This is a genomic window from Bradyrhizobium sp. AZCC 1610, from assembly GCF_036924515.1.
In the GTDB taxonomy this organism is placed as follows: Bacteria; Pseudomonadota; Alphaproteobacteria; order Rhizobiales; family Xanthobacteraceae; genus Bradyrhizobium.
The window spans coordinates 7,577,522-7,603,971 of record NZ_JAZHRR010000001.1 but is presented as its reverse complement, the minus strand read 5'-3'; the positions used below and the strand labels follow the sequence as shown (position 1 = coordinate 7,603,971).

Here is a 26,450-nt window from a genome sequence, read left to right as displayed (position 1 = left end):
GGCTTTGCGCGCTGCGGGGGGCAGGAATGGGCGTATCGGTACCCGATTGGGTTTCTTTCGAAGCCGACAAGACGGCGGGCCTCGATCTGCTGGGTCTTCGCGCGCCCGTGCAAGCGCTCGGCAACGCGTTGCTCGACGGCGTCACCACCGTCACGCCGAAGCTGCGTTACATGTCCGTGATTTCCTGGATCGTCTGGCGCTACGCCCTGGCGCGGCGTCCCGAAAAGCGATCCGATTTCTTCGAATTCGCGGCGGCACAAGAGTCGGCCTTCGTCATGGCCAATCGCCTGAACGGCCGGATCGTGACCCAGCTCGTCGGCGTCGAGGGCGCGGACGCCGCGCTCGATTCCGGCAAGAACACGCTGCCCCTGAAGCGGCTGACCAAGAATATCGCGTTCAACGCCTATGTCGCATCGAGCCGGCAATTGAATCTCACCAGGCCCATGGACAGCGGGCTCAACAAGCTGAGCGAAGAGCGCGGCGAGGCGCTCGCCAGGGAGTTCGACAAGGTCGTGCGCGATAGCGCTTACGGCGCGCGCCTAGCAAAAAATCCAGCCACGGCGAACATCTCGCGCAAGGAGCTCGACGAACTGGCGGGACCCTTGTCGATCGTTTCGATCCCACGCGGCGAGCGCGATATCCTGATCGAGGCGATCATCCCGTCGAGGCCCATCGATGCGGCGGAACGGCGGCGCTTGCGGAACTACACGCTGCTCTTGTGGCTGGCGCAGACGAACGAGCGCTTCATCGACGAAGCCGATGTCTTCGGCGTGGCACAGCATCCGCCCGAGAAACTGCCCGGTTGCCTGACGGCGACGGTCGATGGCTGGCTGGCCTACGTCGCGCGCGATTGTTTGGCTGTTTGCCATGAAGCCGTATTCGGCGCGGTGATGCGTCAGGTCGATCGCGATCACGCGGCCCGGAACGCGCCTGCCCTTGCGAACGGCGTCATTGCTGCTCTGGTCGCCGCTGCACCCGAGAAGGACGAAGCCTTGCGGGCATTCCGCATTCTGAAGAAAGGCGAGACTGCCGAGACTCTTTCGTTTCGTGCAGCCTTCGAGCGCGTCAACAACCTCTGCCGCAAGGGGCGGTCGGTAACCCCCGGTCTGGCGCGCTGGGAAGGCGGCTTGTCCGAGAGCGAGCTGTACGATCATGCCGGCTCCTCGGACGATGCAGCCGTCGCTTTGCTTCCTGTCGCGTGGTGCCTTGTCTCGGAGCGTGCGCCGCAGGAAAGCGCCGGCCAAACCGGAGGGTACGATTTGCCCGGCGCGGGCGGGATTTTTCAGGTGGGCATCGGCGCGGTCATCCGTCCCAAGATCGAGGAATTCCTTCAGCAGGATCGCAGCTATCGCGATGTCATGGCCGAGCTCGTTATGCGAAGCGTTCAGCAGCATCTTCGCGTGGCATGGAAGCGCTTTTCGGCGCCGCGCGGCAAGGACGTTTCCGTGCTCATCGCCGACACGGAAGCTTGGTCCCGCAACAACGGCTTCAGGCCGGGCCGCACGGCATCGCGCCTTTCGGTCGCGATCGATTGGCTCGCCCAGCTTCGTCTCACATCGGAGAACGGTTTGACGAAGGCCGGCGAGCAGACGCTTAAGCGCGCGCTCCAGGTGCTGGAGCGGTCATGATCAGCGCGCGGAAGTTCTGCCAGGAGCCGGGCTATCCGGTCACGATCTTCCTGACCTATTCATTCGATCCGCTGTTCTTCGAGCGCGTTCCGCTCGACGATTTGAGCGTAGGCGGTACCCGCCGCATCCTGATCCTCGCCGATGCCGGTGAAATCGGGGAAGCCATGAAGCGGTGCATCGGGCAGGTTTTTCATCTTGGCCGCAAATACACGCTGGCCGAAGCCAAGGCCTCGAATCTCTTTCATCCGAAAATGATCGTCCGCCTTTCTCCCGACGGCGGAAGGGTCTGGATCGGCTCCGGCAATCTCACCTATACCGGCTGGGGCGGAAACCACGAACTGGCGACGACCTGGTCGATCGGCCCGGGCACGGATGACGCTGGTGGATGGCTCCTGGAGATCTTGCGCTCGGTTGCGACCGTCACGAGCTCCGAGGCGTTTCGCGCCCAAATCGAGACTGTTCGTTCATCCATCCCGTGGCTCGGGGCGCCGGGTGGCGAGGCCGCGCCGAGCCCGGTCCTTCTCGGTATGCCCAATCGCCCGCTCGCACCGCAACTGGCGCGCCGCTGGGAGGGAAGGCGGTTCACGACCGTGAAGATTTACACCGGGTCGACCGACGTGGATGGCGCTTTCCTGCTATGGACCCACAAAACCTTCGGCGTGAAAACGGCGACGGTCTGTCTCACGCCATCATTTGCGTCGTTCGAAGCCAGGCAGTTGGCGAAGCTTCCCATGGAAGTGCGGTTCGTCGAACGCGATCCAAAACGCCGGGTGCATGCGAAGCTTTATTGGTTCTCAGGTCCCGATGGCCATGCCGCCATCATGGGCTCGGCCAATTGCTCGGCGGCGGCGTGGCTCGCGAACCACGACAACGGAAATGTCGAGCTGATCACCGTCTACGACACCGCGGAACGCGCGGACTTCGCGCCGATTCTCAGTGATTTCGATGGCGACGAGATGCTGGCGAAAGATGTCCTGGTCGCGCCGGTCAAGCCGATGGAGCAGCCCAGCAGCGAGAGCGCCGGTCCGGCCTATCGCATCACCAGCATACGGCTCAGAGCCTCGGGACGCACCATCGAAGCGCTGGTCGAGCCTGAACCCGGGCAGGAAGCCACTCTGGTGATTGAAACGAAAAAGCATGTGTTGCGCGTCCCTATGACGTTATCCGGTGCGCGCCTGGTTGGTCGCCTTTCGGAAGAGATGGCGTTGGCGGTCGAGCCCGTCTTCGCCACTATAGAGATTCCGTCAGACGCGGGTCTCGTTGTGACGCCGCCTCGTTGGATCGACAACGAGCGCGCAATTGAAAACGCCGCACGCGACCGTCATGTCGATCCGAACCACGAAGTGTTCTCAGGACGAGGGTTCGGCGGCGCGAGCGAGCAACGGATCATGGAGGCGATTTACGCCATCTCGTCGAGCCTCCTGAATTTCGAGACGCCGGACCTCTCATCCCTGCCAAAGGAACGTAGCGGCCAGAACAAATCCGAAACCGCCGACGAATCCGGTGATGCGCAGGTACGTCCGGTCGATCCCTCGACCTTAACCTACCGTTTGAACGAACAGGGCGGCACAAGCGGGGCGCACACGCCGGATCAGTTCGGCGCGCACGGCGTATCCTTGCAGGGCATCATGAGGATGCTGTTCGCCACCGAGGACGAACCGGAAATCGATCTTTCGCAAGAGCGCTGGAGCGCCGATGAGCCCGAGAAATACGCGCCAGACGATGAACCCGGCGGTGATCGCGGCAATTCGCCCCAACCGCCTGCACCGAGAAGCGATGCCGAAGCCCTCGCGGCCTTGCGCGAGCAGATCGATTACTTTCTTTCCGAGTTGGCCAAGCCCAGTTTTGCGGAAAGATGCCCGGCTTCGACGCTGGCGCAGGCGCTGGTCTTTCCCATTTTGCTCGGCGTCAAGGGAAACGACGAGGGATGGCTGCCGGACGACGTGCTGGCGTCGGTCGCATGCCGCGTTGTCCACGTCATGTTGGTCAAACGTTATGGCCGCGATAAACCGAAGGGGCTGTTCCGGCAGGTGCAGACCCGCTACGCCGCCGCCGGCAAGCGCGCCGAATTCTTGAAAGCGATCGGTGACGGGGCGCTGTACACGGTGCTGCTCGCGGCGCTCGCGAAGCCGGAGGCGCATTCCATCGCAAGTCTCGTCCAGCAGGCGGATGCGACCTATCATGTGATGAATTGCCCTGATCTCGTCGCCGTATCCCATCCCGATCAGCGCGCCACGCTCGCGCAGAATGTCATCATCCGGGACGCAGCCTTTGCCGTAGGCGAGCGATCTTTGGGACTTGCGGCAGCGATGAAGAAGCTGACCGCCTGCCTGCAGGAATGGGATCGCGTCAACCCAGAGCGGGCGGACCGGAGTAGCCTTCAGCGCGCAGGCTCGGTCCTGTGGTCGGCGGAGGGATGGGAAGTGGCGCCGCGAACGCCCGCGGAGACGTATCGCGGCGGTGTGAAGCTCGACACCGTTATGACGGACAATACCGACATCCAGTTTGCGATCGACGAGCTCTGGCGGGCGATGCGGGAGGGGAGAGCATCTCGCGACGCCACGCCGGTGGAAACAAAAGCGTGAAAATAGGCCAAGTGTGGGTGCGTGGTGCAGCTGGGTCGTATGGGGCTTTAACAATCCCTGACCCCGCGCATCGCTAAAGGCCTCTGCCTCTGGCGCCCGCGAGGGCGTGCCCTAGCGGGTTTTGGCTCTTCTCGTCCGCTCCGCTCCCAGTACCCCAAAAAAAGTCGGAAGTATGGGCCAGGATATGGGCTGCCAAATAGCTACCTTCACGAAGGGCTGAAAAGTAATGACTTTTCGGCCTCTATGGCGGAGAGAGTGGGATTCGAACCCACGGTACGGTTTCCCGCACACACGCTTTCCAAGCGTGCGCCTTAAGCCACTCGGCCATCTCTCCGGAGGCCCTCTCTTGAAGGGGCAGGACTGATTTTGCAAGGGACGCCGGGCGCGGCCGCCAAAATTTCCCCAATTCATTGAATTTATTTGGTAATTTTGGCCCACCCCACGTCAGATGATTGGCGCTTTATCGGGCCTTGAACCGAAATCCGGCCACGATCGACGACGATAAGTGGCAACCCATCGATGGAGGACGGCATGATGATCACGCGGGCGCTTCAATTCTCCATCCTGGTATCGGCGCTTGCGCTAGGCGCCGCCGGCCCGGCGATGGCGCAGTCCTGCACCCGCCAAGGGGTGGACGTCAGCTGCGACGACGGCAGGCGCGGGATTTTCGCCGGCGAATCCATCATCTGGGCGGACGGCTCGCGATCGAACCTGGTCTCACCGCATCCGAGCGTCATCATCGGCAACAAGTCGTCGGTCGTGATCGGCCCCGGCGTATTCGCCGGCACAGGCAAGGGCGGCATGGTGCCGATGGAAAATCCGAGCGCGCCAAACAAGGCGCGCTGCCCGGTGCTGGATGGCGTGTCGTATTGCTACTAGTGATACCGCGCGCCGCCATTGGTGGCGGAGCGAACCGGCCATAGCGCGGGCTCGGCGATCACAGGCGCCAATGCTTCCCGGTCGAGCTGGCATTCGCGCAACGCGTCGGTGAAGTCGGCGAACCATTGCTGGATCGTATGGCCGCGCAGCTTCGCCATCATCGCTTCCCAGCGCATCCGCCGTTCGGTCAGCGGCATCGACAGCGCAATCGCGATGGTGCGCGCCATGCTGTCAATATCGTGCGGATTGACCAGCAGCGCGGTGTCGAGTTCGTTGGCGGCGCCGGCGAATTTCGACAGCACGAGCACGCCGGGATCGACCGGGTTTTGCGCGGCGACATATTCCTTGGCGACGAGATTCATCCCGTCCTGCAACGGCGTCACCACGCCGACCTGCGCGGTGCGATAGAGCCCTGCGAGCACGGCCTGGCCGTAGCCCTTGTTGAGATAGCGGATCGGGGTCCAGTCGACCTCGCCATGAATGCCGTTGACGTCGCTGACGAGCCTGGCGACCTCGCTCTGCAGATTGCCGTAGGCCTCGATCGCGCCGCGCGACGGCGTTGCGATCTGCAGCAGCGATGCCGTGCGCGCCAGCGACGGATGCAGGGTCCACATCCGGTCGAAAGCCTTGATGCGGTTGATCAGGCCCTTGGAATAATCCAGCCGGTCGACGCCGATCGCGAGCTTCTCGCCGTTCAGGCTGCGCCGCAGCCGCGAGACATCCGGATGGGTCGACGCCTTCGTCGCCAACTGTGCGAATTGCTGAGGATCGATGCCGATCGGAAATACCGCGGCGCGCGTCCGGCCGTAGCGCGAAATGATGACGCCGTCATGCACGACGAGGCCGAGGTCGGACTGCGCGTAAGACAGGAAGTTCTCGCAATCTTCCTCGGTCTGAAAACCGATCAGGTCATAGGCCAGCATCGCCTCGATCAGCTCGCGATGATGCGGCACGCCTGATATCACCGAACGCGCCGGCCACGGCGTATGCAGGAAGAAGCCGATCGGCTCGGTGACGCCGAGATCGCGCAGTTCGGCGCCGAGCGCGAGGAAATGGTAGTCCTGAATCCAGAACGCGGAATCCGCTTTTCGGAATCGCAACAGCGCGCGCGCCATGAAGGCGTTCACTTCGCGATAGCTGAGATAGTCCTCTTGCGTGGCGCGGATCAGATCGGCGCGCGAATGCAGCGCCGGCCACAACGCGGAATTCGCAAACCCCTCGTAATAGCCGCCGTAATGCGCAGCCGGCAAGTCCAGCATCGCCAGCGCGCCGGCGCCAAGGGCCTCGATTTCGGCAAATGGTTCCTTCAAGTTCCCGTCGCGGACCCGTCCGCTGGAACCGACCCAGATTGCACCCGACTTCTCGACGATCGGCAGTAGCGCCGCGGCGAGGCCCCCCGTCATGGGTTCGTTGGGCTTTCCGCGGGAAACGCGGTTAGAAACGACGACGAGGTTCAAAGGTCCCCTCCCGTTGGTACGCTCGCGTTAACAACCGTTCATCAATATGGTTCCTGATCACCCTTTCAACGAATTGAAACCAAATTCGGGCTGCGGCGTGCCGGAACTCACCGGAACTCACGAAAAATAAAATTTGTCGCGAACCTCGGCATCAAGCGCGAGAATCTATGTTCGAAAGCCGGCGACACGAAAACATTTATGGCAGTGATGCGTCCATTTCGTCATCAAGCAGGTGCGCGAGAAATTCACGCACGTCGCTCGGCGCATCGAAGTGCCCGGCCACCCCCTTGGCGCGGCGACCGACCGAGAAGGCGAGGCCATCGAGATCAGGCATGATTGCAAACACGGTCTCGTCGGTGACGTCGTCGCCGATGAAGAACGGACGGCGGCCCTTGAAAGGTTCGCGTGTCATCAACTCGTGCACGCCACTCGCCTTGGTGAAGCCGGAATGCTTGATCTCGCAGACGCATTTGCCGGGCAGCACCTCGATCGGCGCGTTGGGAAGATCGGCCCTGATCAGCGACACCGCGGCATAGATCGCCTTCTCGGCGTGCGGCGCGAGGCGGTAATGCAGCGCCAGCGAATAGCCCTTGTCTTCCAGCAATATTCCCGGGCTGAGCTTTGCGATCGCGGCCAGCCGGCGCTTCAATTCCTTGTCCAGTGGCGGCGCATGGGCGTCTACCGACTCGCTGTCCGGCTCGATCCGCATCTCGGCGCCATGGCCGCCGACGGCCGGGAATTGATCCGGCGCGAAAATCAGGTCGATGTCGTTGAGCGAGCGGCCGCTGACCAGCGCCAGCGCGCCGTTGGTTCGCACCAGCAGACGATTCAGGGTCTTCACCAGGCCCGGCGGCACCCAGACTTCACGCGGCGTCGGCATCAGGTCGAGCAGCGTACCGTCGATGTCGAGCAGGATGGCGGTTTCGCTCAAGTGCGGCACCAGCGAGCGCGGTACCGGCACGGTCTCCGCCACGGCCTCTTCTTCACGGACGATATCATCTTCCAATGGCATTTCCAGCAGATCCTCATTCATCTCATCCTACTCCACAAATGCAAGCGGCCGTGCGACAGATTCGAGCGACTTGCGCTCGGCCGCGATGGCATATTTCCAGGCCACGACAGCGGCCACGATCATCAATGCGGACCCGAACAGGTAGCCGGCGAAGACGCTGTTGCGCGATCCGGTATCGATCAGGGCGCCGAACAGCGCCGGTCCCGCCACGCCGCCAATGCCCGTTCCGATCGCGTAGAACAATGCAATCGCGAGCGCGCGCACCTCCAGCGGAAACGTTTCGCTGACAGTAAGGTAGGCCGCACTCGCCGCCGGCGAGGCAAAGAAGAAGATCACCATCCAGGCGATGGTCTGGGTCTGCGCCGTCAGAACGCCGATCGAGAACAGATAGCCCGACAGTGCGAGCAGGACACCCGACACGCCATAGGTGGTCGCGATCATCGTGCGCCGGCCGAGGGTATCGAACAACCGTCCGAGCAGCAGCGGTCCGAGGAAATTGCCCGCCGCAAAGGGCAGGATGTACCAGCCGACGTCATTTGACGGGATGCCGAAGAAGTCGGTCAGCACCAGCGCGAAGGTGAAGAAGATGGCGTTGTAGAAAAACGCCTGCGACGCCATCAGCACCAAGCCCACCAGCGAACGCCGCCGGTACCTCGTGAACAATGTATGCGCCACTTCTCCCAGCGGCGTGTGGCTGCGCATCCTCAGCCTGATCTTCGGGAAGACCTCATCGGCCGGATGATCCGAATGTCTCGTCGACGCCCTCTCGATATCGTCGACGATTGCGTGCGCCTCCTCGGGGCGGCCATGGACCATCAGCCAGCGCGGGCTTTCCGGAATCCACATCCGCATCACGAAGACGATCAGGCCGAGCGCGGCGCCGATGAAATAGGCCAGCCGCCAGCCGATATCCGGAGCCAGCAGCTTGGGATCGAGCAGCACGATGGCGGCAACCGCGCCGACCGCAGCCCCGATCCAGAAGCTGCCGTTGATCACCAGGTCGGTCCAGCCGCGATAGCGCGCCGGCACCAGTTCCTGGATCGTCGAATTGATCGCAGTATATTCGCCGCCGATGCCCGCCCCGGTCAGGAAGCGAAACAGCGCGTAACTCGCCACGTTCCACGACAGCGCGGTGGCCGCGGTCGCGGAGAGATAAACGGCGAGTGTAATGAAGAACAGTTTCTTTCGCCCGATCCGGTCCGTCAGCCAACCGAAACCCAGCGCGCCCAGCACGGCACCCGCGAGATAGGCGCTGTTGGCGAGACCAACATCGAAATTCGAGAATTGAAGCGTCGGGCTTTCCTTCAGCGCACCCGACAGGGCGCCGGCCAGCGTCACTTCCAGCCCATCCAGAATCCAGGTGATACCGAGCGCGGCCACGACGCGGGTATGAAAGCCGCCCCACCGCAGGCAATCGAGCCGCGCAGGAATGCTGGTTTCGACAATCCCGTCGCTATCCTGCCTCAGCGGAGCGGAAGTGGAAGCACTCTCACCCACTGCCGCACCCTGCCGTATCACTTTCACAACCATCCGATTGGACCAATGAAAAAACACCCCGGAACGCCCCAGCCCCAGGGTTTTCACGTCAAATTGCGGCAAACATGATGCCCGACACCAAGATAACACCCTCGGAGGACTGGGGTTCCGGGAGTATTTGGGTGGCGAAATTGCATAGCTGTTGTCATGATCTGCGCATGTGTGGGAGTCACCGAGCATTCCCTCGCGTCATTGCGAGCGCGGCGAAGCAATCCATCGTGCGGCAAGTGGAGGCATGGATTGCTTCGCGGAGCCTGTCATCGGGCGCGCATTCGCGAGCGCAGCGGCTAAATGCACTGTTGCCGTCGTTCGAAGAACGGCAAGGAACAGAACGACCGAGCGACCGTTTTCGGCAAAACAGCAGATGGAGCTGAACATGGCCGAACGACGGAAGACCACACGCCCACGGAAGACCGCGGCCCGGAAAAGCAGCCGCATGATAACCGCGAAGAAATCATCACCGAAGCGATGGTCGCAACGGGTGACGCGGGAAAGCGATGCGCTCGATCTGAAACGCGGTGTCTTCAAGCTGACGAGTGCGAAGAAAATCGCGGCGTCGCTGAAGCGTTCCGCCGAGCATAGTTCGCGCCGCAAGGCCGGCGCCTATCGCTCGGCGCTATCGATGCTAACTTTCTATATCAACCGGGCTGGAAAGACCTTGCCGAAAACCCAGCGCACAAGGCTGGAGCGAGCGAAGGTCGAGCTGAAGCATCAGTTCGGAAGAGAGTAGTTTGATGTCGTCCCGGCCAAGGCCGTGACCCAAACGCCGCGGCCATTGCAGAGGACCGCGGATAATCCCTCAGTTCGTAGCCCGGATGGAGCGAAGCGAAATCCGGGAGCGGTGTCGCGGATGTACTGACCCCGGATTGCGCTTCGCTCCATCCGGGCTACGAGCGGGCGACGGTGAGAGCGGGCCGTCCTCACGCCGCCCTGATGTTCGCCATGAAGCGATCGAGCTCTTCGCGCAGGCGGGTGCTTTCGCTCGACAGCGTGCGTGCGGAATTGAGCACTTCCTCGGAAGCCGAGCCGGTTTCGGTGGCGCCGCGATTGACGTGCATGACGTTGGCGGCGGCCTCCTGCGTGCCTTGCGCGACGTTCTGGACGCTGCGCGCGATCTCCTGCGTCGCCGAGCTTTGCTGCTCGACGGCGCTCGCGATCGTCGCCGCGATGTCGGAGATTTTTCCGATGGTGCCGCCGATCTCCTTGATCGCGGCGACCGATTCCTGCGTCGCACCCTGCATGCCCGAGATGTGACTGGAAATCTCGTCGGTCGCTTTCGCGGTCTGGCTGGCGAGCGATTTGACTTCGGACGCAACTACGGCAAAGCCGCGGCCGGCATCGCCGGCGGCGGGCGGCCTCGATGGTGGCGTTCAGCGCCAGCAAATTGGTCTGCTCGGCAATCGCGGTGATCAGCTTGACGACGTCGCCGATCTCCTGCGCGGCACGCGACAGCTTGCCGATCCGGCCATCGGTCTGTTCGGCCTGACGGACGGCGGCTTCCGCAATCTGGCTGGATTCCTTGACGCGCCGCCCGATCTCGTCGACGGAGGCCGACAATTCCTCGGTCGCCGATGCCACCGACTGCATGTTGGTGGAGGCTTCTTCCGAGGCGCCGGCGACCTGGCTGGACAGGCTTTGAGTGGTCTCCGCGGTCCGCGTGAGTGTGCCTGCCGCCGTCTCGAGCTGCACGGCTGACGAGGACACGTTGGCAACGATCGCACCGACCGCAGCCTCGAATTCATCGGCGAAGCGAATGAGTTCGGCGCGTCGCGCGGCGCTCGCCGCCTTGTTCTGCGCTTCCTGGGTGGCAGCGTCATGCTCGGCCCGGGCGATGGCCTGGACCTTGAACTCCTCGACCGCACCCGCCATCTCGCCGAGCTCGTCCTTGCGGCCGAGGCCGGGCAGCACGACTTCGAAATTGCCGGCGGCGAGTTTGCGCATCGCGTTGCACATCGCCGTCATCGGCCTGGAAATACCCTTACCCAACAGGAACGCCCAGGCGCAGCCGAGCAGGAAGCCGCCGGCGGCGAGGATCAGGATCAGCCGCTCGGTCTCGCCGATGGTCGCATCCGATTCGGCTTCGAGCCGCTTCTGATCGGCGAGCAGGTCCGACTTCATCGCGCCTGAGCCCTTGTTGATGGCGGCGGCCGATTCCGTCATTTCCAGCGTCAGCTCATCGATCTCCTTGGCATTATCGACCAGCTTGGTGAGCGACTGCCGGTATTCCTCCAGCATTCCCCCGACTTCCTTGATCCCCTCGAGGATCTTTTCGTTGGTCGACGAAATCGCCTTCAGCGAGTTCTCGACGAATTTCAGGCGCGCCAGTGCACTGGTTGCAACCGCCTTGTCCGAATTGACGACGAACGTGTTGGCGAGCGCCGTCACCGCCTGAAACTGCTCGGTCACCTTCTTCGCCCCGAGCGTGATCACCGGCATCTCGTCATCCTCGGCATTGCTCGGCAGATCGTCGAGCTTGTAACGCAGCGAGTTGCCGGTGCGCGTGAGCTGGTTTTGCGCGATGCGCGCGCTCTCGTCCTTGACCTTGAGGATGTCGGCGAAAATCTTGGTGAAGGCGCGGAACTCCCGTTCCAGTTTCGCGACCTGCTCGAGCCGCGTCGAGTTGGTGGTTGCCTTCATCGAGGCAATGATGGCGTCCTTCAGGCCGGCTTCGGCCGCCAGCGCCGCCTTACCGTCCTCTTCCTTTCCCGTCGCCACGAAATAGCGGGCGAGCGAGCGATAGGAGATCAGTTCGCGATCGATGTCGCGCGACAGGTCGGCCTCCTGCACGCTGCGCCGGTAGGAGTCCACGCCGGCCGAAACACGCTCGAATCCGAGATAGGCAAAGCCCATGCTGGCGGCCGAAATCGCCAGCACGACCGCAAAGCCGAGCATGATCTTGGCGCGGAACCGCAGGGTTGGGAGCCTGAAAGACGAGCCGCTACGTTTCAAAAATCGCACGTCACACCCCGTTTTCGTTCTGAAAAACAGGCATCGGGAGGCCGAGCCCCCAATCCGGTGCGCAAAGTTAAGGCAGAATGGATAAGGGTGCGTAAATCCGGGCAAAATTAGCAAGGGTTGGAGGCGGCCCGCCCCGGCCCCGTCCGAGGGGCCGCCTATGCGCGAGGAAACTCGCGCCGGCGAGCAAAGCGGCAGGACGGGTGAGGCCGCAGCGCGGCCGATGCTCTCTCATGTCGGGCAGTGTCCTGGTTGAGTTATCCGGCATCTGGGTCGAGAGATCGGCCGCCCGCCACGCATCTCGCTGTCGTGACGACACCTCCGGAAGGAGTCCCTAAGGGAGCATGAAGAAAAGTAATTCTCCCGAAGAATCTGGGGCGCGTTCCTCGAATGTCATCACAATGACAGGCCCACCCAAAATCCTAGTTGCAAGTTCCCTCTCCCGTGTTTCTAATTGGAATAATTATAAAACATCGGGAGGTACCACGCGTGTCTACAGTCAAGCTGACGGTAAACGGCAAGGCCGTCTCGGCCGAGGTCGAGGACCGGACCCTTCTCGTCCATCTCCTGCGCGACCATTTGAACCTGACCGGCACCCATGTCGGCTGCGACACCAGCCAGTGCGGCGCCTGCGTCGTCCATATCGACGGCCGGGCGGTAAAATCCTGCACCGTGCTGGCCGGCCAGGCGGCGGGCTCGAACGTCACCACCATCGAAGGCATCGCAAAGGGCGACGAACTGCACCCCATGCAGGCGGCGTTCCGCGATAATCACGGCCTGCAGTGCGGGTACTGCACCCCGGGCATGATCATGTCGGCGATCGATATTGTGCACCGCCACAGCGGCCAGCTCGACGAGGCGACCGTCCGGCACGAGCTGGAAGGCAACATCTGCCGCTGCACCGGTTACCACAACATCGTCAAGGCGGTGCTCGACGCGGCCGGGCGCATGAAGGTCGCGCAGGCGGCAGAATAGCTGCCGCAGGCCAGCATTTTTCGAATTCAAGACCGCGTTTCCTTGGGAAACAGCGGAAACAATAATTCCGGTCGGGAGGACAGGACATGGGCGTTGAAGGCATTGGCGCAAGCGTGGTGCGCAAGGAAGACCGCCGTTTCATTACCGGCAAAGGCCGCTACGTCGACGATATCAAGCTGCTGGGCATGACCCACGCACACTTCATCCGCAGCCCGCACGCGCATGCAAAAATCAAGAGCATCGACACGTCAGAGGCGATGAAGATGCCCGGCGTGGTCGGCGTGCTGACCGGCCAGCAACTCGTGGACGACAAGATCGGTAACCTGATCTGCGGCTGGGCCATTACCTCCAAGGACGGCACGGGCATGAAGATGGGCGCATGGCCGGCGATGGCGCCGGAAACCGTGCGCTTCGTCGGCCAGGCCGTCGCGGTCGTGGTCGCCGAGACCAAGAACCAGGCCAAGGACGCGGCCGAGGCCGTGGTCGTCAATTACGAAGAGTTGCCCGCCGTTCCGGACATTCGCGCCGCGATCAAGCCGGGCGCGCCGCAATTGCACCCGGAGGCCCCGGGCAACGTGATCTACGACTGGACCATCGGCGACGAGGGCGCCACCGATGCCGCTTTCAAGGCGGCGGCCAATGTCATCTCCCTCGACATCACCAACAACCGCCTGGTTCCGAACGCGATGGAGCCGCGCGCGGCGATCGCCGAATACAACGAGCCGGAAGAGCATTTCACGCTCTACACGACCTCGCAGAATCCGCATGTCGCCCGCCTCGTGCTGTCGGCGTTCTACAACATCGCGCAAGAGCACAAGCTGCGGGTGGTGGCCCCCGACGTCGGCGGCGGCTTCGGCTCAAAAATCTTCATTTACCCTGAGGAGATGGTGGCGCTGTGGGCTTCCAAGAAGGTGGGACGTCCGGTGAAATGGACCGGCGACCGCAGCGAAGCCTTTTTGACCGATGCCCATGGCCGCGATCACCTCACCAAGGCGGAGATGGCGTTCGACAAGGACAACAAGGTCACCGGGCTGCGCGTCAAGACCTACGCCAATCTCGGCGCATACATGTCGCTGTTCTCCTCCTCGGTGCCGACTTATCTCTATGCGACGCTGCTGTCGGGCCAGTACAACATCCCGAACATCTTCGCCGAAGTGATCAGCGTCTACACCAACACCGTGCCGGTCGATGCCTATCGCGGCGCGGGCCGCCCCGAAGCCAGCTTCGTGGTGGAGCGGCTGATGGAGACGGCGGCGCGGCAGTTGAAGGTCGATCCGGCAGAGTTGCGCCGCAAGAACTTCATCACGCAATTCCCGCATCAGACACCGGTCATCATGGCCTATGACATCGGCGATTTCGGCGCCTCCCTCGACTCGGCGATGAAGGCGATCGATTATACGGGCTTCCCCGCGCGCAAGGCGAAAGCCAAATCCGAAGGCAAGCTCCGCGGCATCGGCGTCTCCTGCTACATCGAGGCCTGCGGCATCGCGCCCTCGAAAGCCGTCGGCAGTCTCGGCGCCGGCGTGGGTCTATGGGAATCCGCCGAAGTCCGCGTCAACCCGGTCGGTACGATCGAAGTCCTGACGGGATCGCACAGCCACGGCCAGGGTCATGAGACGACCTTCTGCCAGCTCATCGCCGAACGCCTGGGCATTCCGATCAGCCAGGTGCAGATCGTCCATGGCGATACCGACAAGGTGCAGTTCGGCATGGGCACCTATGGCTCGCGCTCGGCAGCCGTCGGCCTCACCGCCATCCTGAAGGCGATGGAGAAAGTCGAAGCCAAGGCCAAGAAAATCGCAGCCCATCAGCTCGAGGCATCCGAAAACGACATCGTCATCGAGAACGGCGAGTTCAAGGTCACCGGCACCGACAAGTCCATCGCGTTGCCGATGGTCGCGCTCGCCGCCTACACCGCGCATAACCTGCCTGACGGCATGGAGCCGGGCCTGAAGGAAGGCGCGTTCTACGACCCGACCAACTTCACCTTCCCGGCCGGCGCCTATATCTGCGAAATGGAAGTCGATGCCGGCACCGGCAAGACTTCCTTCGTCAACTTCGTGGCGGCGGATGATTTCGGGCGGCTGATCAACCCGATGATCGTCGAAGGCCAGGTGCACGGCGGTCTCGCCCAGGGCATCGGGCAGGCGCTGCTGGAAGGTGTGGTGTACGACGCTTCCGGCCAGCTCGTAACCGCGTCGTTCATGGATTACACCATGCCGCGCGCGGACGATCTGCCGTCGTTCAAGCTGTCGCACACCACGACGCTGTGTCCGGGCAATCCGCTCGGCGTCAAGGGCTGCGGCGAAGCCGGCGCGATCGGTGCATCGGCCGCCGTGATCAACGCCATCACGGATGCGATCGGCAACAACAATCTGGAAATGCCGGCGACGCCCGATCGCGTCTGGCATGCGATCCACGGCAACGCGTAAGAGGGAGCACAGTCATGTACCAGACAACCTATCATCGCCCCTCTTCGGTCGACGAAGCAACAAGCCTGTTCGCCAAGGGCTCGGACGCGAAATATCTGGCCGGCGGCCACACGCTGATCCCGGTCATGAAGCAGCGGCTGGCCTCGCCGTCCGACGTGATCGATCTCGGCAAGATCAAGGAACTGGTTGGCATCGAGCCGACCGGTGACGGCATCATGATCAAGGCGGCGACGACCCATCACGACGTCGCATCGAGCGATACTGTGAAGAAGGCCATCCCGGCGCTGGCCTACCTCGCCTCGCTGATCGGCGATCCGGCCGTGCGGCATCGCGGCACTATCGGCGGCTCGCTCGCCAACAACGATCCCGCGGCCGACTATCCGGCGGCGGTGCTGGCGCTCGGCGCCACCGTGAAAACCAACAAGCGTTCGATATCGGCAGATGATTTCTTCAAGGGCCTGTTCACGACGGCGCTTGAGGACGGCGAAATCATCACCGCCGTGTCGTTCCCGGTTCAAGCCAAGGCGGGATATTCCAAGTTCAACCATCCCGCGTCGCGCTTCGCCCTGACCGGCGTGTTCGTCGCCAAGACCCCGGCAGGTGACGTCCGCGTCGCAGCCACCGGCGCATCGCAAGACGGCGTGATGCGGGTGCCCGCGATCGAGGCCGTGCTGAAAGCCAACTGGTCGGCAGGTGCGATCGACGGCGTCAAGATTTCCGCCGACGGCCTGATGAGCGACATTCACGGCACGTCGGACTACCGCGCCAACCTGATCAAGGTGATGGCGCAGCGCGCGGTGACCGCCGCGGGCTGATAGCGCCTCACTATAACTTTCACGGCGAGCGGCGCGCAGCGATGCGCGCCGCTCTGTTTTTGACCAGATTTTCGGCAAAAGAAGCTTGCCACGCTCTCGCTTCGGCGGGACAATTTAGCTAATCAACTAATTAAGACGTTTGCCTTGGGAGAGAAAACAAAGTGCTCGACAAACCAGCCACCCAATCCGCCACCCGCACCTCCGGCCCCCTCGCCGGCTTCCGCATCGTCGAATTCGCCGGCATCGGCCCGGGCCCGTTCGCCTGCATGATGCTGGCCGACATGGGCGCCGAAGTCGTCACGCTCGATCGCGTCGGCGCGAAGAAGAATTTGAAATCGGTGGCGGGGCGCGGCCGGAAGGTGGTCGAGCTCGACCTCAAGGACAAGGCCGCGGTCGCGCAGGTGCTGGACCTGCTCGCCAATGCGGACGCGCTGATCGAAGGCTTTCGCCCCGGCGTGATGGAGCGGCTTGGCCTCGGACCCGACGTGGTGATGGCGCGCAATCCGCGCCTCGTATTCGGCCGCATGACCGGCTGGGGCCAGGAAGGCCCGCTGGCGCAGGCAGCCGGCCATGACATCAACTACATCTCGGTCACCGGGGCGCTTGCGGCGATCGGCACGAAGGAGAAGCCGGTGCCGCCGCTCAACCTCGTCGGCGATTTCGGCGGCGGCGCGCTCTACCTCGTGGTCGGCGTGCTGGCGGCGCTGCTGGAGGCATCGAAATCCGGCAAGGGTCAGGTGGTCGACGCCGCGATGTGCGACGGGGCGGCCTCGCTGATGTCGATGTTCTTCGACATGACCGCGATCGGCCGCTGGGTCGAAGGCCGCGAGCAAAATTTCCTCGACGGCGGCGCGCATTTCTACGGCGTCTATGAATGTTCCTGCGGCAACTTCATTTCGATCGGCTCGATCGAGCCGCAGTTCTATGCGCTGTTGCGCCAGCATGCCGGCCTCACTGAGGCCGATTTCGACGCGCAGATGGACCGCAAGGCTTGGCCCGCGCTGAAGGAAAAGCTGACAAAAGTGTTCAAGAGCAAGACCCGCGAGGACTGGTGCAAGGTCATGGAAGGCACCGACATCTGCTTCGCGCCGATCCTGACCATGACCGAAGCGCCGAAGCACCCGCACATGGCCGCGCGAAACATTTTTGTCGAGCGCCACGGCGTGACGCAGCCCGCGCCGGCGCCGCGATTCTCGCGCACCCCATCGGCGATCAGGGATGCGGAGACGGCGGAGCTCGCTGAATTAACCGATGCGTGGAAGGCGGGACGTTAAAGGTCTCGTGCCCCGGACGCAGTGCAGCGCGAAGCGATGCACTGCAGAGCCGGGGCCCACAGCCGCTGGGGTCCCGGCTCTGCGCAGCAGCGTTACACGCTGCAGCGCGTCCGGGACACGAGAGTTCGCTACGCCGCGTTCCCCACCTTCAGCACACCCCTGCGAATCTGATCCTCCTCGATCGATTCGAACAGCGCCTTGAAATTGCCTTCGCCAAAACCGTCGTCGCCCTTGCGCTGGATGAACTCGAAGAAAATCGGCCCGATCGCGTTCGCCGAGAAAATCTGCAGCAGCACCTTGGTGTGGCCGCCGTCGACCACGCCCTCGCCGTCAATGAGAATGCCATCGCGCCGCAGGCGAGCAACGTCTTCGCCATGCCGCGGCAGGCGCGCGTCGATCTTCTCGAAATAGGTCTCCGGCGGCGACGGCATGAACGGCAAACCATCTGCGCGCAACGTCTCGACGGTAGCGTAGATGTCCCGCGCGCCGCAGGCGATGTGCTGAATGCCCTCGCCGCGATAGATGTTAAGATACTCCTCGATCTGCCCGGAATCGCCGGCGTCCTCGTTGATCGGGATCCGGATCTTGCCGTCCGGGCTGGTCAGTGCACGGGAGAACAGGCCGGACGCGCGGCCCTCGATGTCGAAGAAGCGGATCTGGCGGAAGTTGAACAGCTTTTCGTAGAAGCCGGTCCAGACGTCCATGCGGCCGCGATGAACGTTGTGGGTGAGGTGATCGATGTAATAGAGCCCGGCACCTGCGGGCTGCGGATCCTGCGCGCCAAGCCATTCGAACTCGATGTCATAGGCTGAGCCCTTGGCGCCATAGCGGTCGACGAAATAGAGCAGGCTGCCGCCGATGCCCTTGATGGCGGGAACGTCGAGCGTCTTCTGCGCGGAAGGAATATCCGCGGCCTCCGCGCCCAGCGACAGTGCCCGCTCATAGGCCTGCTTCGCATCAACCACGCGGAACGCCATCGACGGCGCGCAGGGTCCATGCGCTGCGACGAAGCCATGACCGTGAGTGCCCGGCTCCTCGTTGACGAGATAATTGATGTCGCCCTGGCGATAGACCGTGATCTTCCTGGTCCTGTGGCGGGCAACCGGCGCATAGCCCATCAGCTTGAACAGCGCGTGCAGTTCCTCAGGGTTCGGGTGCGCGTATTCGACGAACTCAAAGCCGTCGGTGCCCATCGGGTTATCGGCGCTGATGGTGGCGGCAGGCGCGTCATGCGGAAACGGACCCATGGCGGAATCTCCTGAAAATTGATCTGGATCAATATCGATCGAAACGGGTGCAAAGTGTATGCAAACGGGCTCGTGTTCGGCTATTGTGATGCACAATCTATGCATTAGAATGGCAATTTGCGCATGATATCCGTAGACGCCTTCGACCTCAAAATGCTGGCCGCGTTGCAGGACGACGGCCGGCTGACCAACCAGCAGCTCGCCGACCTTGTCGGCCTGTCGGCCTCGCAATGCTCGCGACGGCGGATGCGGCTGGAGGAAGAGAAGGTGATCGCGGGCTACCACGCCGACCTCGCCGGCGAAGCGCTCGGCTTCAACCTGATCGCCTTCATCCACATCACCCTGGCGACGCATTCGCCCGACAACGCCAAGAAATTCCGTGCGCTGGTCAACCGCGTCGACGATATCCAGGAGGCCTATTCGCTGACCGGCGATGCCGATTATGTCTTGAAGGTGGTGCTACGCGACCTCAAAGACCTCTCCGGCCTCGTCAACGACGTGCTGATGCCGCACCAGAGCGTGGCGCATGTGCGCTCGTCGATCGTGCTGGACCGGCTCAAGGAAAGTGCGAGGCTGCCGCTGCGGTCGTAGCATGGCTCAAATCGAGGGAAATCTGTCATTCGCTTTCGCAGATCGATTTGCAATGATCGCTTTGGAAGCACATCACGAGACCACCATGGCACTGCAACTCCGCCCGAACTGCGAATATTGCGACAAGGACCTGCCTCCGAGCGCAACCGACGCGCGGATCTGTTCCTACGAATGCACGTTCTGCGCGGCTTGCGTGGACAACAAGCTGCATAATGTCTGCCCGAACTGCGGTGGCGGTTTTGCGCCGCGGCCGATCCGCCCCGCCACCGAGCGACGGCCCGGCGTGTGCGTGGCGAAGCATCCGCCGTCGGACAAGCGGGTGCATTTGAAATACAGCGTCGAGGATGTCGCCGCGCATTCAGCGCGGCTTCGGGATATTCCGCCGCGGGAGCGGTGACCCATCCGCGTCATTGCGAGCGAAGCGAAGCAATCCATATTTCCGCTTGCGGCGCCATGGATTGCTTCGCTTCGCTCGCAATGACGGGGAGAGAGCGTCACCCCGCCGCCAAAATCGTCCCCTCGACCTCGCCAAAGCCGACGCGATAGCCGTCGCCCTGGCACCAGCCGCGCATGACGAGCGAATCGCCGTCTTCCAGGAACGCGCGCTTCACGCCGGGAGCCAGCTCCACGGGCTCGGTGCCGTTCCAGCTTATTTCGAGCAGGCTGCCGCGCTGGTCCTTCTCCGGACCGGAGATGGTGCCGCTCCCCAAGAGATCGCCGACATTCATGGCGCAGCCGGAAGACGCATGGTGCACGAGCTGCTGCACCGACGACCAGTACATGTACTTGAAGTTCGTCCGGCTGATATTGACGGGCGCGTTCATTGGCGCCGCGCGCAGGCCGACCTCGAGCGCCATGTCGTAATTGTTCGGCTGCACTTGCTGCAGATAGGACAGCGGCTTCGGATCCTGCGCGGGGCCGTGAAGGCGAAATGGCTCCAACGCCTCGCGCGTCACCACCCACGGGCTGATCGAGGTCGCGAACACCTTGGCCTGGAACGGCCCGAGCGGCACGTACTCCCACTGCTGGATGTCACGCGCGCTCCAGTCGTTCAGGATCACGAAGCCGAAGATCATTTCTTCGGCCTGCTTCTCGGTGAGCATTTCGCCCATCACGGATGGCTGCCCGACTACCACACCCATTTCGAGCTCGAAATCGAGCCGCTTGCAGGGACCAAAGCTCGGCACCTCAGCGGTCGGCGGCTTCAACTGCCCGCGTGGCCGCCTAACCTTCGTGCCGCTGACCACGACGGTCGAAGCCCGGCCGTTGTAGCCGATCGGCATATGCAGCCAATTCGGTTGAAGCGCATTGTCCTTGCCCCGGAACATCACGCCGACATTGGTGGCGTGCTCCTTCGACGAATAGAAATCGGTGTAGCCGGAAACCGCGAACGGCAGATGCAGCTTGACGTCAGCCATCGGCACCAGCGCGCGCTTGCGCAGTTTTTCATTGTCGCGCAACTCGGGATGGTCATGCCGCAGAAGCTCGCTGATCCGCACCCGCGTGCTCGACCAGACTGTTGGCCCCAGCGCCATGAACGGATTGAGCTGCGATGCGGCGAACACCGCCGGCTCGACGACATCGAACCGGCAGTCCTGCGCGAGCTGCCAGAGATCGAGCACATAGTCGCCGATCGCAACGCCGACGCGCGGGGCAAGCCCGTCCTTGGCGGAGAACACGCCGTAGGGGAGATTCTGGATCGGGAAATGGGAATCAGGCGCGACGTCGATGAAGGAGCGGAGAGAGGGATCGTTGGGGTGGGCCACGTGATTCTCCAATCGGGAAACCGTCATGCCCGGGCTTGACCCGGGCATCCATCTACTCACAAGGGTGATGGATCGCCGGGTCAAGCCCGGCGATGACGAGTTGAGTGCTACGGCTTATTCGGATCGAACCGCTTCTCCAGGCCCTTCCAGCAATCGGCGTAGTCATCTTGCAAGGCCGCGGTCGTAGCCGCGTGCTGGGTCACACGCTGCGGGAAACGCGTTTCGAACATGAAGGCCATGGTGCCGGTCAGCTTCACCGGCTTCAACTCGCTATTGCTGGCGTGGTCGAAGGCCTCGCGGTCGGGACCGTGCGGCAGCATCATGTTGTGCAGCGAGATGCCGCCTGGGACAAACCCCTGCGGCTTGGCGTCGTAGACGCCGTAGATCAGTCCCATGAACTCCGACATGATGTTCATGTGATACCAGGGCGGACGGAAGGTGTTTTCAGCGACCGCCCAGCGCTCCGGGAAAATGACGAAGTCGATGTTCGCGGTACCCGCGGTCTCCGACGGCGAAGTCAGCACCGTGAAGATCGAGGGATCGGGATGGTCGAAGCCGATGGCGCCGACCGGCGAGAAGGTGCGCAGATCGTATTTGTACGGCGCGTAATTGCCGTGCCACGCCACCACGTCGATCGGCGAATGCGGCAGCGTGGTCTTGAACAGCGAGCCGCCCCATTTCACGAACAATTCGGTCGGCGTGTCCTTGTCCTCATAGCTGGCTACGGGGGTAAGGAAGTCGCGCGAATTGGCCAGGCAGTTGGCGCCGATCGGCCCGCGCTCCGGCAGCGTGAAGGCGCCGCCGTAATTTTCGCAGAGGTAGCCGCGCGCAGGGTCGCCCGGGATCTCGGCGCGGAATTTCACGCCGCGCGGGATCACGGCGATCTCGCCCGGCTCGATATCGATACGGCCGAACTCGGTGACGAGGCGCAGATTGCCCTGCTGGGCCACGAACATCATCTCGCCGTCGGCATTATAGAAATGCTGATCGACCATTGACTTGGTGATGAGATAGACGTGCGCGGCCATGCCGGCCTGGGTATTAGCGTCGCCCGCCGTGGTCATGGTCTGCACGCCCTGCAGGAACGTCATGTCCTCCTTCGGGATCGGCGCCGGATCCCAGCGCAGTTGCGCGATCGGCAGTTCATATTCGTGGCACGGCGCGGTGCGCCACAGCCCGGCATCGGCCTTGGCAAACCGGCCGGAATGCTTCACCGACGGACGGATGCGATAGAGCCAGGATCGCTCGTTGCTGCCGCGCGGCGCGGTGAAGGGCGAGCCGGAAAGCTGTTCGGCATAGAGCCCGTAGGCGCAGCGCTGCGGCGAATTGCGCCCCATCGGCAGCGCGCCGGGCAACGCCTCGGTCTCAAAACTGTTGCCGAAGCCGGACATGTAGCCCGGTGTCAATTGCGCGGTGCTGCGAACGATCTGATCGGGCGAGGTGTTGATATTCATGGTCATCCTCCTCCTTGCAGGGCGGCCCACATTTCCTGGTCGCGCTTGTCGGTCCAGATCACGGGATCGTCGATCCCGGATGCCTCGTCGAACGCGCGCGAGACGTTGAACGGCAGGCAGTGCTCGTAGATGGCGAAGCTGGAGAATTTCGGATCCATCACCTCGCGCGTCGCAGCCATGGTTTCCTTCAGCGTACGACCCTTGGCGACCGAGCTTTCTGCCGCACCATAAAGCGAGGTGACGAAGTCGCGCGTCATCGCAATCGCGTCGCGCCCGGTCGAAAGACCCTTCAGCGCATCGCCGCGCCCCGGCGCGATCGCCTTCGGATTGAAGGCGCGAATTTCGTTCAGCGTCATCGGCCATTCGCGTAAGTGCGCGTCGCCGCAATAGCAGGCCGAGTGATACTCGATCAGGTCGCCGGAGAACATCACCTCGGCATCCGGCACCCAGGCCACGATGTCGCCCGACGTATGCCCGGCGCCGAGCTGCATCAGCCGCACCTCGCGTTTTCCCAGGTAGATCGACATTTCGCCCTCGAAGGTCAGCGTCGGCCAGGTCAGGCCAGGAATGCTCTGCGCATCCTGGAACAGGCGCGGGAAACGGCCATATTCGGAATCCCAATCCTGCTGGCCGCGTTCCTCGATCAGCCGGTGGGTTTCGGCCGACGCCACGATGCCCTGCGCCTTGTAGGCGGAAGCGCCCAGCACGCGCACGGCGTGGTAATGCGACAGCACGACGTACTTGATCGGCTTGTCGGTGACCGTGCGCACGCGTTCGATCACTTTATTCGCCATCGCCGGTGTCGACTGCGCGTCGAACACCAGGCAGCCGTCGTCACCGACGATGATCGCGGAGTTCGGATCGCCCTCGGCGGTGAAAGCGTAGAGATCGGTGCCGATTTCGGAGAAGGTGATTTTCTTCTCCGCCAGATCGGTCGTGGACGCGAAACCCTTGGCCATCAATTCGATTCCTGACTTCGTTCGAGACGTGAATTATTGCTGCTGTTGTTGTTGCTGGCTCGCATCGAGCATCCGCCGCTTGGCGAGCGCGATGGCCTCGTGCAAAACGGCGATATCGCCAATATGGTTGGCGAGCACGAGAACCAGCGCCGCGTCGAGATCGGCGCTTTGCTCATCGCTTAACCCGCGATGCGCCTCGACGATGGCGCGGAACGCGTCGTCGGGCTTGGCAAAATTCGAAGCGGTCGATAGCGCCATGACGAAACCTCAGTTGTGGCCTGTGGCACGCGCCAGCGCGCCGTCGAGCCCCTCGCGGGTCGGATGCCGGAACCGCGCCGCAACATAACCGTCGGGGCGAAGCAGATAGGCGGTGCCCGGCTCGGCGTCGTAGCGTGCGGCGGCAAGACCCGTGGAATCGATCAGGCCGCTTTTCCCGCCTATCCGGATTGCGCCCAGCCCTTCGGGCGTTTCCGCCGTCGCGCCATTGCTAAACTCCAGCAGTGTGAACCGCGTTCCGGCCGAGATGAAGGTATCTGTCAGGAACGTCGGCTCGCCGCCTGGACCTGCAACCGGCGCATCCAGCATCGACGCGCCGGGACGCGGGCCGCCGCGCCACGCGTCGCCATCGGCGGTCGAGAGCGGCGTCGCATAGACCGACGGCGTCGAGAGACGCCCCGCATTCACCATGCGCTTGCCGAATTCGGTTTCCTTCGCGAGCGACAGCACCGCCTTGCGCAGCCGCGCCTCCTGGTGGGAGTTGGGCGCCATGAAGTCGGTCGAGCGGGTGGATTCGCGGATGTTCTCGTCGGCCGCGGCGCTTCGCTCGATGTGGTAGCTCTCCAGCAGCGCCTCGGGCGACGTTCCCCGCAGCACGCGATCGAGCTTCCACGCGATATTCTCGGCGTCCTCGAGCCCGGAATTGGCGCCGCGGGCGCCGAACGGCGAGACCTGATGCGCGGCGTCGCCGGCAAAGATCACCCGGCCATGGATGAACTTGTTCATCCGGCGGCACTGGAACTTGTACAGCGAGATCCACTCGAAATCGAACTTGTCATGGCCGAGCATGCGCGCGATCCGGGGCCGCACGTTCTCCGGCAGCTTTTCGATCGCCGGATCGGCAAAGCGATTGAGCTGCAGGTCGATCCGCCAGATGTCGTCGGGCTGCTTGTGCAACAGCGCGGAGCGTCCGGCATGGAATGGCGGATCGAACCAGAACCAGCGCTCGGTCGGAAACGCCGCCGTCATCTTGACGTCGGCGATCAGGAACTGATCCTCGAACACCTGCCCTGCGAATTCCGCACCCACCATTTGCCGCAGCGAGGATCGGGCGCCGTCGCAGGCGATGACATACTGCGCATTCAGCCGATACGGACCATCCGGCGTCTGGATCGTCAGCAGCACATAATCGTTGCGCGGCTCGAGCCCCGTCACCTTGTTGCGCCAGCGCAGGTCGATTGCGGGAAGCTCGCCGACGCGGTCGACCAGATAGGCCTCGGCATAGAATTGCTGCAGGTTGATGAAAGCCGGCCGCTTGTGCCCCGGCTCCGGCAGCAGATTGAACTGGTAGAGTTGCTGCTCGCCGTGAAAAATCTTGCCGACGCTCCACACCACGCCCTTGTCGACCATGCGCTGGCCGATGCCGAGCCGGTCCCAGAATTCGAGCGAGCGTTTGGAGAAGCAGATCGCCCGCGAGCCCTCGCCGATCCGGTCGGCGTCGTCGAGCAGCACCACCGATTGGCCGCGCTGTGCCAGATCGATCGCCAGCGACAACCCCACCGGGCCTGCACCGACCACGACGATCGCGTGTTCGGCCAGGTTCGCGCCTGCCCGATCCTGATCGGGATGGCGGCGATAGCCGAACTGGGTTTTAGTCTGCGCCATGCGGGCTCAACCCCGTGACTAGAGCTTATCGGCTCTGATTGAATCAGAACCGATAAGCTCAGATTCCTGTTTTGACGCGTTTTCTTGACGCGAACCGGTATCCACTTCGCTCGAAAACGCTAGCTAGTGGCGTGCGCCCCTGCTAAATTAGTCGCATCTGCAACTATCTTAAACCCCGGGCCTGCCCCGGCGTCAACTCAAATCGAGGCTACCTTTGCCGAAAGCATCTTCAAGCGAAGTGGCCGCCGATTCGCGCGATGAAGGCGCATCGAGGAAAGACGCCAGGCTGGATCTCTTCGGCTTCGTTCCGTTCCGCCTGAACCGGCTGGCCGCCGAGGTCAGTTCGGCACTTTCGGTGGAATATGCCGCCCGCTACGGGCTCGACATTCCGGAATGGCGCGTGCTGGCGACGCTCGGCTTCCGCCACGATGCCTGCAGCGCGCAATACATCGCCCACTGCACCCGCACCCACAAATCCACCATCAGCCGCGCCGTCACGTCGCTGATGAAGCGGCAGATCATCGAGCGCGTCGAAAATGAGGACGACCGCCGCGAATTCCGGCTGCGCCTGACGCGCAAGGGCGCAACGCTCTACGAGGAACTGATCCCGCGCCTGTTGCGCAAGGAGCAGGAAATCCTCTCATGCCTCTCCGCGCAGGAGCGGCGCGATTTCGCGCGGCTGCTCGGCAAGATCGAGGCGAGCCTCGAACTGGTGCAGACCAGCGAAGAGGCCGATGCGAAGGAAGCTTACTGACCGGCTCACTTCACTGCCGTCACCACGATCTCCACGATGTGCGGCGGTTCGAGATCGACGCCGATGCAGGCGCGCATCGGCGGATTTTTGGTATCGACCCATTCGTCCCAGGCGCGGTTCATCTCGGCCTTGCGCTTGATGTCGGTGATATAGACGATTGCCGAGAGGATCTTGCTCTTGTCCGTGCCACACAGCGCGAGGCTTTCGTCGATGCGGGCGAGCGCCTTTGCGCTCTGCTCATACATCCAAT

21 protein-coding genes, 1 tRNA gene and 1 pseudogene are annotated in these 26,450 nt (G+C 62.9%); 11 read left to right on the top strand and 12 right to left on the bottom strand.

Features of this window, described 5'->3' with window-relative positions; translation table 11 throughout:
• Positions 1 to 26 precede the first annotated feature (26 nt).
• Both V1279_RS37135 and V1279_RS37130 read left to right on the top strand, forming a co-directional pair.
• Entirely contained in the window at positions 27 to 1,628 is a 1,602-nt protein-coding gene (locus V1279_RS37135; RefSeq protein WP_334445913.1) for a hypothetical protein, read from the top strand.
• Entirely contained in the window at positions 1,625 to 4,213 is a 2,589-nt protein-coding gene (locus V1279_RS37130) for a hypothetical protein (protein ID WP_334445911.1), read from the top strand. Before V1279_RS37135 ends, V1279_RS37130 begins: the two co-directional genes overlap by 4 nt.
• 244 nt (positions 4,214 to 4,457) lie before the next feature.
• Here V1279_RS37130 and V1279_RS37125 read toward each other — a convergent pair.
• Positions 4,458 to 4,547, bottom strand: a tRNA-Ser gene (locus V1279_RS37125).
• Between the two features lie 197 nt (positions 4,548 to 4,744).
• On the opposite strand from V1279_RS37125, the gene V1279_RS37120 reads away from it, so the two are divergent.
• Complete coding sequence (locus tag V1279_RS37120) at positions 4,745 to 5,092, top strand: hypothetical protein (RefSeq protein ID WP_334445909.1); 348 nt, start codon at positions 4,745 to 4,747, stop codon at positions 5,090 to 5,092.
• On the opposite strand, the gene V1279_RS37115 is transcribed toward V1279_RS37120, so the two are convergent.
• The 3 genes from V1279_RS37115 to V1279_RS37105 all read right to left on the bottom strand — a co-directional run bounded on the left by V1279_RS37115 (position 5,089) and on the right by V1279_RS37105 (position 9,058).
• A complete protein-coding gene (locus V1279_RS37115; protein ID WP_334445907.1) occupies positions 5,089 to 6,549 on the bottom strand; it encodes a trehalose-6-phosphate synthase in 1,461 nt (486 codons plus the stop codon). The genes V1279_RS37120 and V1279_RS37115 overlap by 4 nt on opposite strands.
• Before the next feature lie 196 nt (positions 6,550 to 6,745).
• Entirely contained in the window at positions 6,746 to 7,561 is an 816-nt protein-coding gene (gene otsB / locus V1279_RS37110; RefSeq protein ID WP_442894931.1) for a trehalose-phosphatase, read from the bottom strand.
• A 27-nt stretch (positions 7,562 to 7,588) separates the two neighbouring features.
• Entirely contained in the window at positions 7,589 to 9,058 is a 1,470-nt protein-coding gene (locus V1279_RS37105) for an MFS transporter (protein WP_334445903.1), read from the bottom strand.
• A 415-nt stretch (positions 9,059 to 9,473) separates the two neighbouring features.
• Between V1279_RS37105 and V1279_RS37100 the strand changes: the two genes are divergently transcribed.
• The gene (locus V1279_RS37100; protein ID WP_334445901.1) at positions 9,474 to 9,827 is read left to right on the top strand and encodes a DUF3175 domain-containing protein; all 354 of its coding nucleotides are present in this window, start codon (positions 9,474 to 9,476) and stop codon (positions 9,825 to 9,827) included.
• 190 nt (positions 9,828 to 10,017) lie between these two features.
• On the opposite strand, the pseudogene V1279_RS37095 reads toward V1279_RS37100, so the two are convergent.
• A pseudogene (locus V1279_RS37095) lies at positions 10,018 to 11,989 on the bottom strand (methyl-accepting chemotaxis protein).
• Positions 11,990 to 12,541: 552 nt separating this feature from the next.
• Between V1279_RS37095 and V1279_RS37090 the strand changes: the two are divergent.
• The 4 genes from V1279_RS37090 (at position 12,542) to V1279_RS37075 (ending at position 17,548) form a co-directional block, all read left to right on the top strand.
• Positions 12,542 to 13,027: a (2Fe-2S)-binding protein gene (locus tag V1279_RS37090; RefSeq protein ID WP_247833235.1), complete on the top strand. Its 486-nt coding sequence runs from the start codon at positions 12,542 to 12,544 to the stop codon at positions 13,025 to 13,027.
• A gap of 86 nt (positions 13,028 to 13,113) precedes the next feature.
• Positions 13,114 to 15,459, top strand: a complete 2,346-nt coding sequence (locus V1279_RS37085; protein ID WP_334445898.1) for a xanthine dehydrogenase family protein molybdopterin-binding subunit — start codon at positions 13,114 to 13,116, stop codon at positions 15,457 to 15,459.
• A gap of 14 nt (positions 15,460 to 15,473) precedes the next feature.
• On the top strand, positions 15,474 to 16,274 hold the full coding sequence (locus tag V1279_RS37080; protein WP_334445896.1) for an FAD binding domain-containing protein: 801 nt from the start codon (positions 15,474 to 15,476) through the stop codon (positions 16,272 to 16,274).
• A gap of 161 nt (positions 16,275 to 16,435) precedes the next feature.
• Positions 16,436 to 17,548 (top strand): CaiB/BaiF CoA transferase family protein, encoded by a 1,113-nt coding sequence (locus V1279_RS37075; RefSeq protein WP_334445894.1) that lies wholly within the window; start codon positions 16,436 to 16,438, stop codon positions 17,546 to 17,548.
• Positions 17,549 to 17,676: 128 nt separating this feature from the next.
• Here V1279_RS37075 and hppD read toward each other — a convergent pair whose 3' ends face one another.
• Positions 17,677 to 18,795, bottom strand: a complete 1,119-nt coding sequence (gene hppD / locus V1279_RS37070; RefSeq protein WP_334445892.1) for a 4-hydroxyphenylpyruvate dioxygenase — start codon at positions 18,793 to 18,795, stop codon at positions 17,677 to 17,679.
• Positions 18,796 to 18,918: 123 nt separating this feature from the next.
• Between hppD and V1279_RS37065 the strand changes: the two genes are divergently transcribed.
• Both V1279_RS37065 and V1279_RS37060 read left to right on the top strand, forming a co-directional pair.
• Complete coding sequence (locus tag V1279_RS37065) at positions 18,919 to 19,386, top strand: Lrp/AsnC family transcriptional regulator (RefSeq protein WP_334445890.1); 468 nt, start codon at positions 18,919 to 18,921, stop codon at positions 19,384 to 19,386.
• Positions 19,387 to 19,471: 85 nt separating this feature from the next.
• Positions 19,472 to 19,783 carry a DUF1272 domain-containing protein gene (locus V1279_RS37060; protein WP_334445888.1) on the top strand — a complete coding sequence of 104 codons (312 nt, stop codon included), beginning with the start codon at positions 19,472 to 19,474 and terminating at the stop codon, positions 19,781 to 19,783.
• Between the two features lie 97 nt (positions 19,784 to 19,880).
• Here V1279_RS37060 and fahA read toward each other — a convergent pair whose 3' ends face one another.
• The 5 genes from fahA to V1279_RS37035 form a co-directional block, all read right to left on the bottom strand.
• Positions 19,881 to 21,152 carry a fumarylacetoacetase gene (fahA, locus tag V1279_RS37055; RefSeq protein ID WP_334445886.1) on the bottom strand — a complete coding sequence of 424 codons (1,272 nt, stop codon included), beginning with the start codon at positions 21,150 to 21,152 and terminating at the stop codon, positions 19,881 to 19,883.
• Positions 21,153 to 21,259: 107 nt separating this feature from the next.
• Complete coding sequence (hmgA, locus tag V1279_RS37050; RefSeq protein ID WP_334445884.1) at positions 21,260 to 22,606, bottom strand: homogentisate 1,2-dioxygenase; 1,347 nt, start codon at positions 22,604 to 22,606, stop codon at positions 21,260 to 21,262.
• A gap of 2 nt (positions 22,607 to 22,608) precedes the next feature.
• Positions 22,609 to 23,565, bottom strand: a complete 957-nt coding sequence (locus V1279_RS37045; protein ID WP_334445882.1) for an MBL fold metallo-hydrolase — start codon at positions 23,563 to 23,565, stop codon at positions 22,609 to 22,611.
• 33 nt (positions 23,566 to 23,598) lie between these two features.
• Positions 23,599 to 23,823 (bottom strand): DUF2783 domain-containing protein, encoded by a 225-nt coding sequence (locus V1279_RS37040; protein WP_334445880.1) that lies wholly within the window; start codon positions 23,821 to 23,823, stop codon positions 23,599 to 23,601.
• A 9-nt stretch (positions 23,824 to 23,832) separates the two neighbouring features.
• Positions 23,833 to 25,446: an FAD-dependent oxidoreductase gene (locus V1279_RS37035; protein WP_334445878.1), complete on the bottom strand. Its 1,614-nt coding sequence runs from the start codon at positions 25,444 to 25,446 to the stop codon at positions 23,833 to 23,835.
• Between the two features lie 238 nt (positions 25,447 to 25,684).
• On the opposite strand from V1279_RS37035, the gene V1279_RS37030 reads away from it, so the two are divergent.
• Complete coding sequence (locus tag V1279_RS37030; RefSeq protein WP_334446752.1) at positions 25,685 to 26,200, top strand: MarR family winged helix-turn-helix transcriptional regulator; 516 nt, start codon at positions 25,685 to 25,687, stop codon at positions 26,198 to 26,200.
• A 5-nt stretch (positions 26,201 to 26,205) separates the two neighbouring features.
• On the opposite strand, the gene V1279_RS37025 is transcribed toward V1279_RS37030, so the two are convergent.
• Complete coding sequence (locus tag V1279_RS37025) at positions 26,206 to 26,445, bottom strand: RidA family protein (protein WP_334445876.1); 240 nt, start codon at positions 26,443 to 26,445, stop codon at positions 26,206 to 26,208.
• Positions 26,446 to 26,450: the final 5 nt, after the last annotated feature.

What these genes read in the sequence shown, in the direction of transcription:
- V1279_RS37135 (WP_334445913.1), top strand. Translation starts at nt 27, where the DNA reads ATGGGCGTATCGGTACCCGATTGGGTTTCTTTCGAAGCCGACAAGACG.
- V1279_RS37130 (WP_334445911.1), top strand. Translation starts at nt 1,625, where the DNA reads ATGATCAGCGCGCGGAAGTTCTGCCAGGAGCCGGGCTATCCGGTCACG.
- V1279_RS37120 (WP_334445909.1), top strand. Translation starts at nt 4,745, where the DNA reads ATGATGATCACGCGGGCGCTTCAATTCTCCATCCTGGTATCGGCGCTT.
- otsB (WP_442894931.1), bottom strand. Translation starts at nt 7,561, where the DNA reads ATGCCATTGGAAGATGATATCGTCCGTGAAGAAGAGGCCGTGGCGGAG.
- V1279_RS37100 (WP_334445901.1), top strand. Translation starts at nt 9,474, where the DNA reads ATGGCCGAACGACGGAAGACCACACGCCCACGGAAGACCGCGGCCCGG.
- V1279_RS37085 (WP_334445898.1), top strand. Translation starts at nt 13,114, where the DNA reads ATGGGCGTTGAAGGCATTGGCGCAAGCGTGGTGCGCAAGGAAGACCGC.
- V1279_RS37080 (WP_334445896.1), top strand. Translation starts at nt 15,474, where the DNA reads ATGTACCAGACAACCTATCATCGCCCCTCTTCGGTCGACGAAGCAACA.
- hppD (WP_334445892.1), bottom strand. Translation starts at nt 18,795, where the DNA reads ATGGGTCCGTTTCCGCATGACGCGCCTGCCGCCACCATCAGCGCCGAT.
- V1279_RS37065 (WP_334445890.1), top strand. Translation starts at nt 18,919, where the DNA reads ATGATATCCGTAGACGCCTTCGACCTCAAAATGCTGGCCGCGTTGCAG.
- V1279_RS37060 (WP_334445888.1), top strand. Translation starts at nt 19,472, where the DNA reads ATGGCACTGCAACTCCGCCCGAACTGCGAATATTGCGACAAGGACCTG.
- hmgA (WP_334445884.1), bottom strand. Translation starts at nt 22,606, where the DNA reads ATGAATATCAACACCTCGCCCGATCAGATCGTTCGCAGCACCGCGCAA.
- V1279_RS37045 (WP_334445882.1), bottom strand. Translation starts at nt 23,565, where the DNA reads ATGGCCAAGGGTTTCGCGTCCACGACCGATCTGGCGGAGAAGAAAATC.
- V1279_RS37040 (WP_334445880.1), bottom strand. Translation starts at nt 23,823, where the DNA reads ATGGCGCTATCGACCGCTTCGAATTTTGCCAAGCCCGACGACGCGTTC.
- V1279_RS37035 (WP_334445878.1), bottom strand. Translation starts at nt 25,446, where the DNA reads ATGGCGCAGACTAAAACCCAGTTCGGCTATCGCCGCCATCCCGATCAG.
- V1279_RS37025 (WP_334445876.1), bottom strand. Translation starts at nt 26,445, where the DNA reads ATGTATGAGCAGAGCGCAAAGGCGCTCGCCCGCATCGACGAAAGCCTC.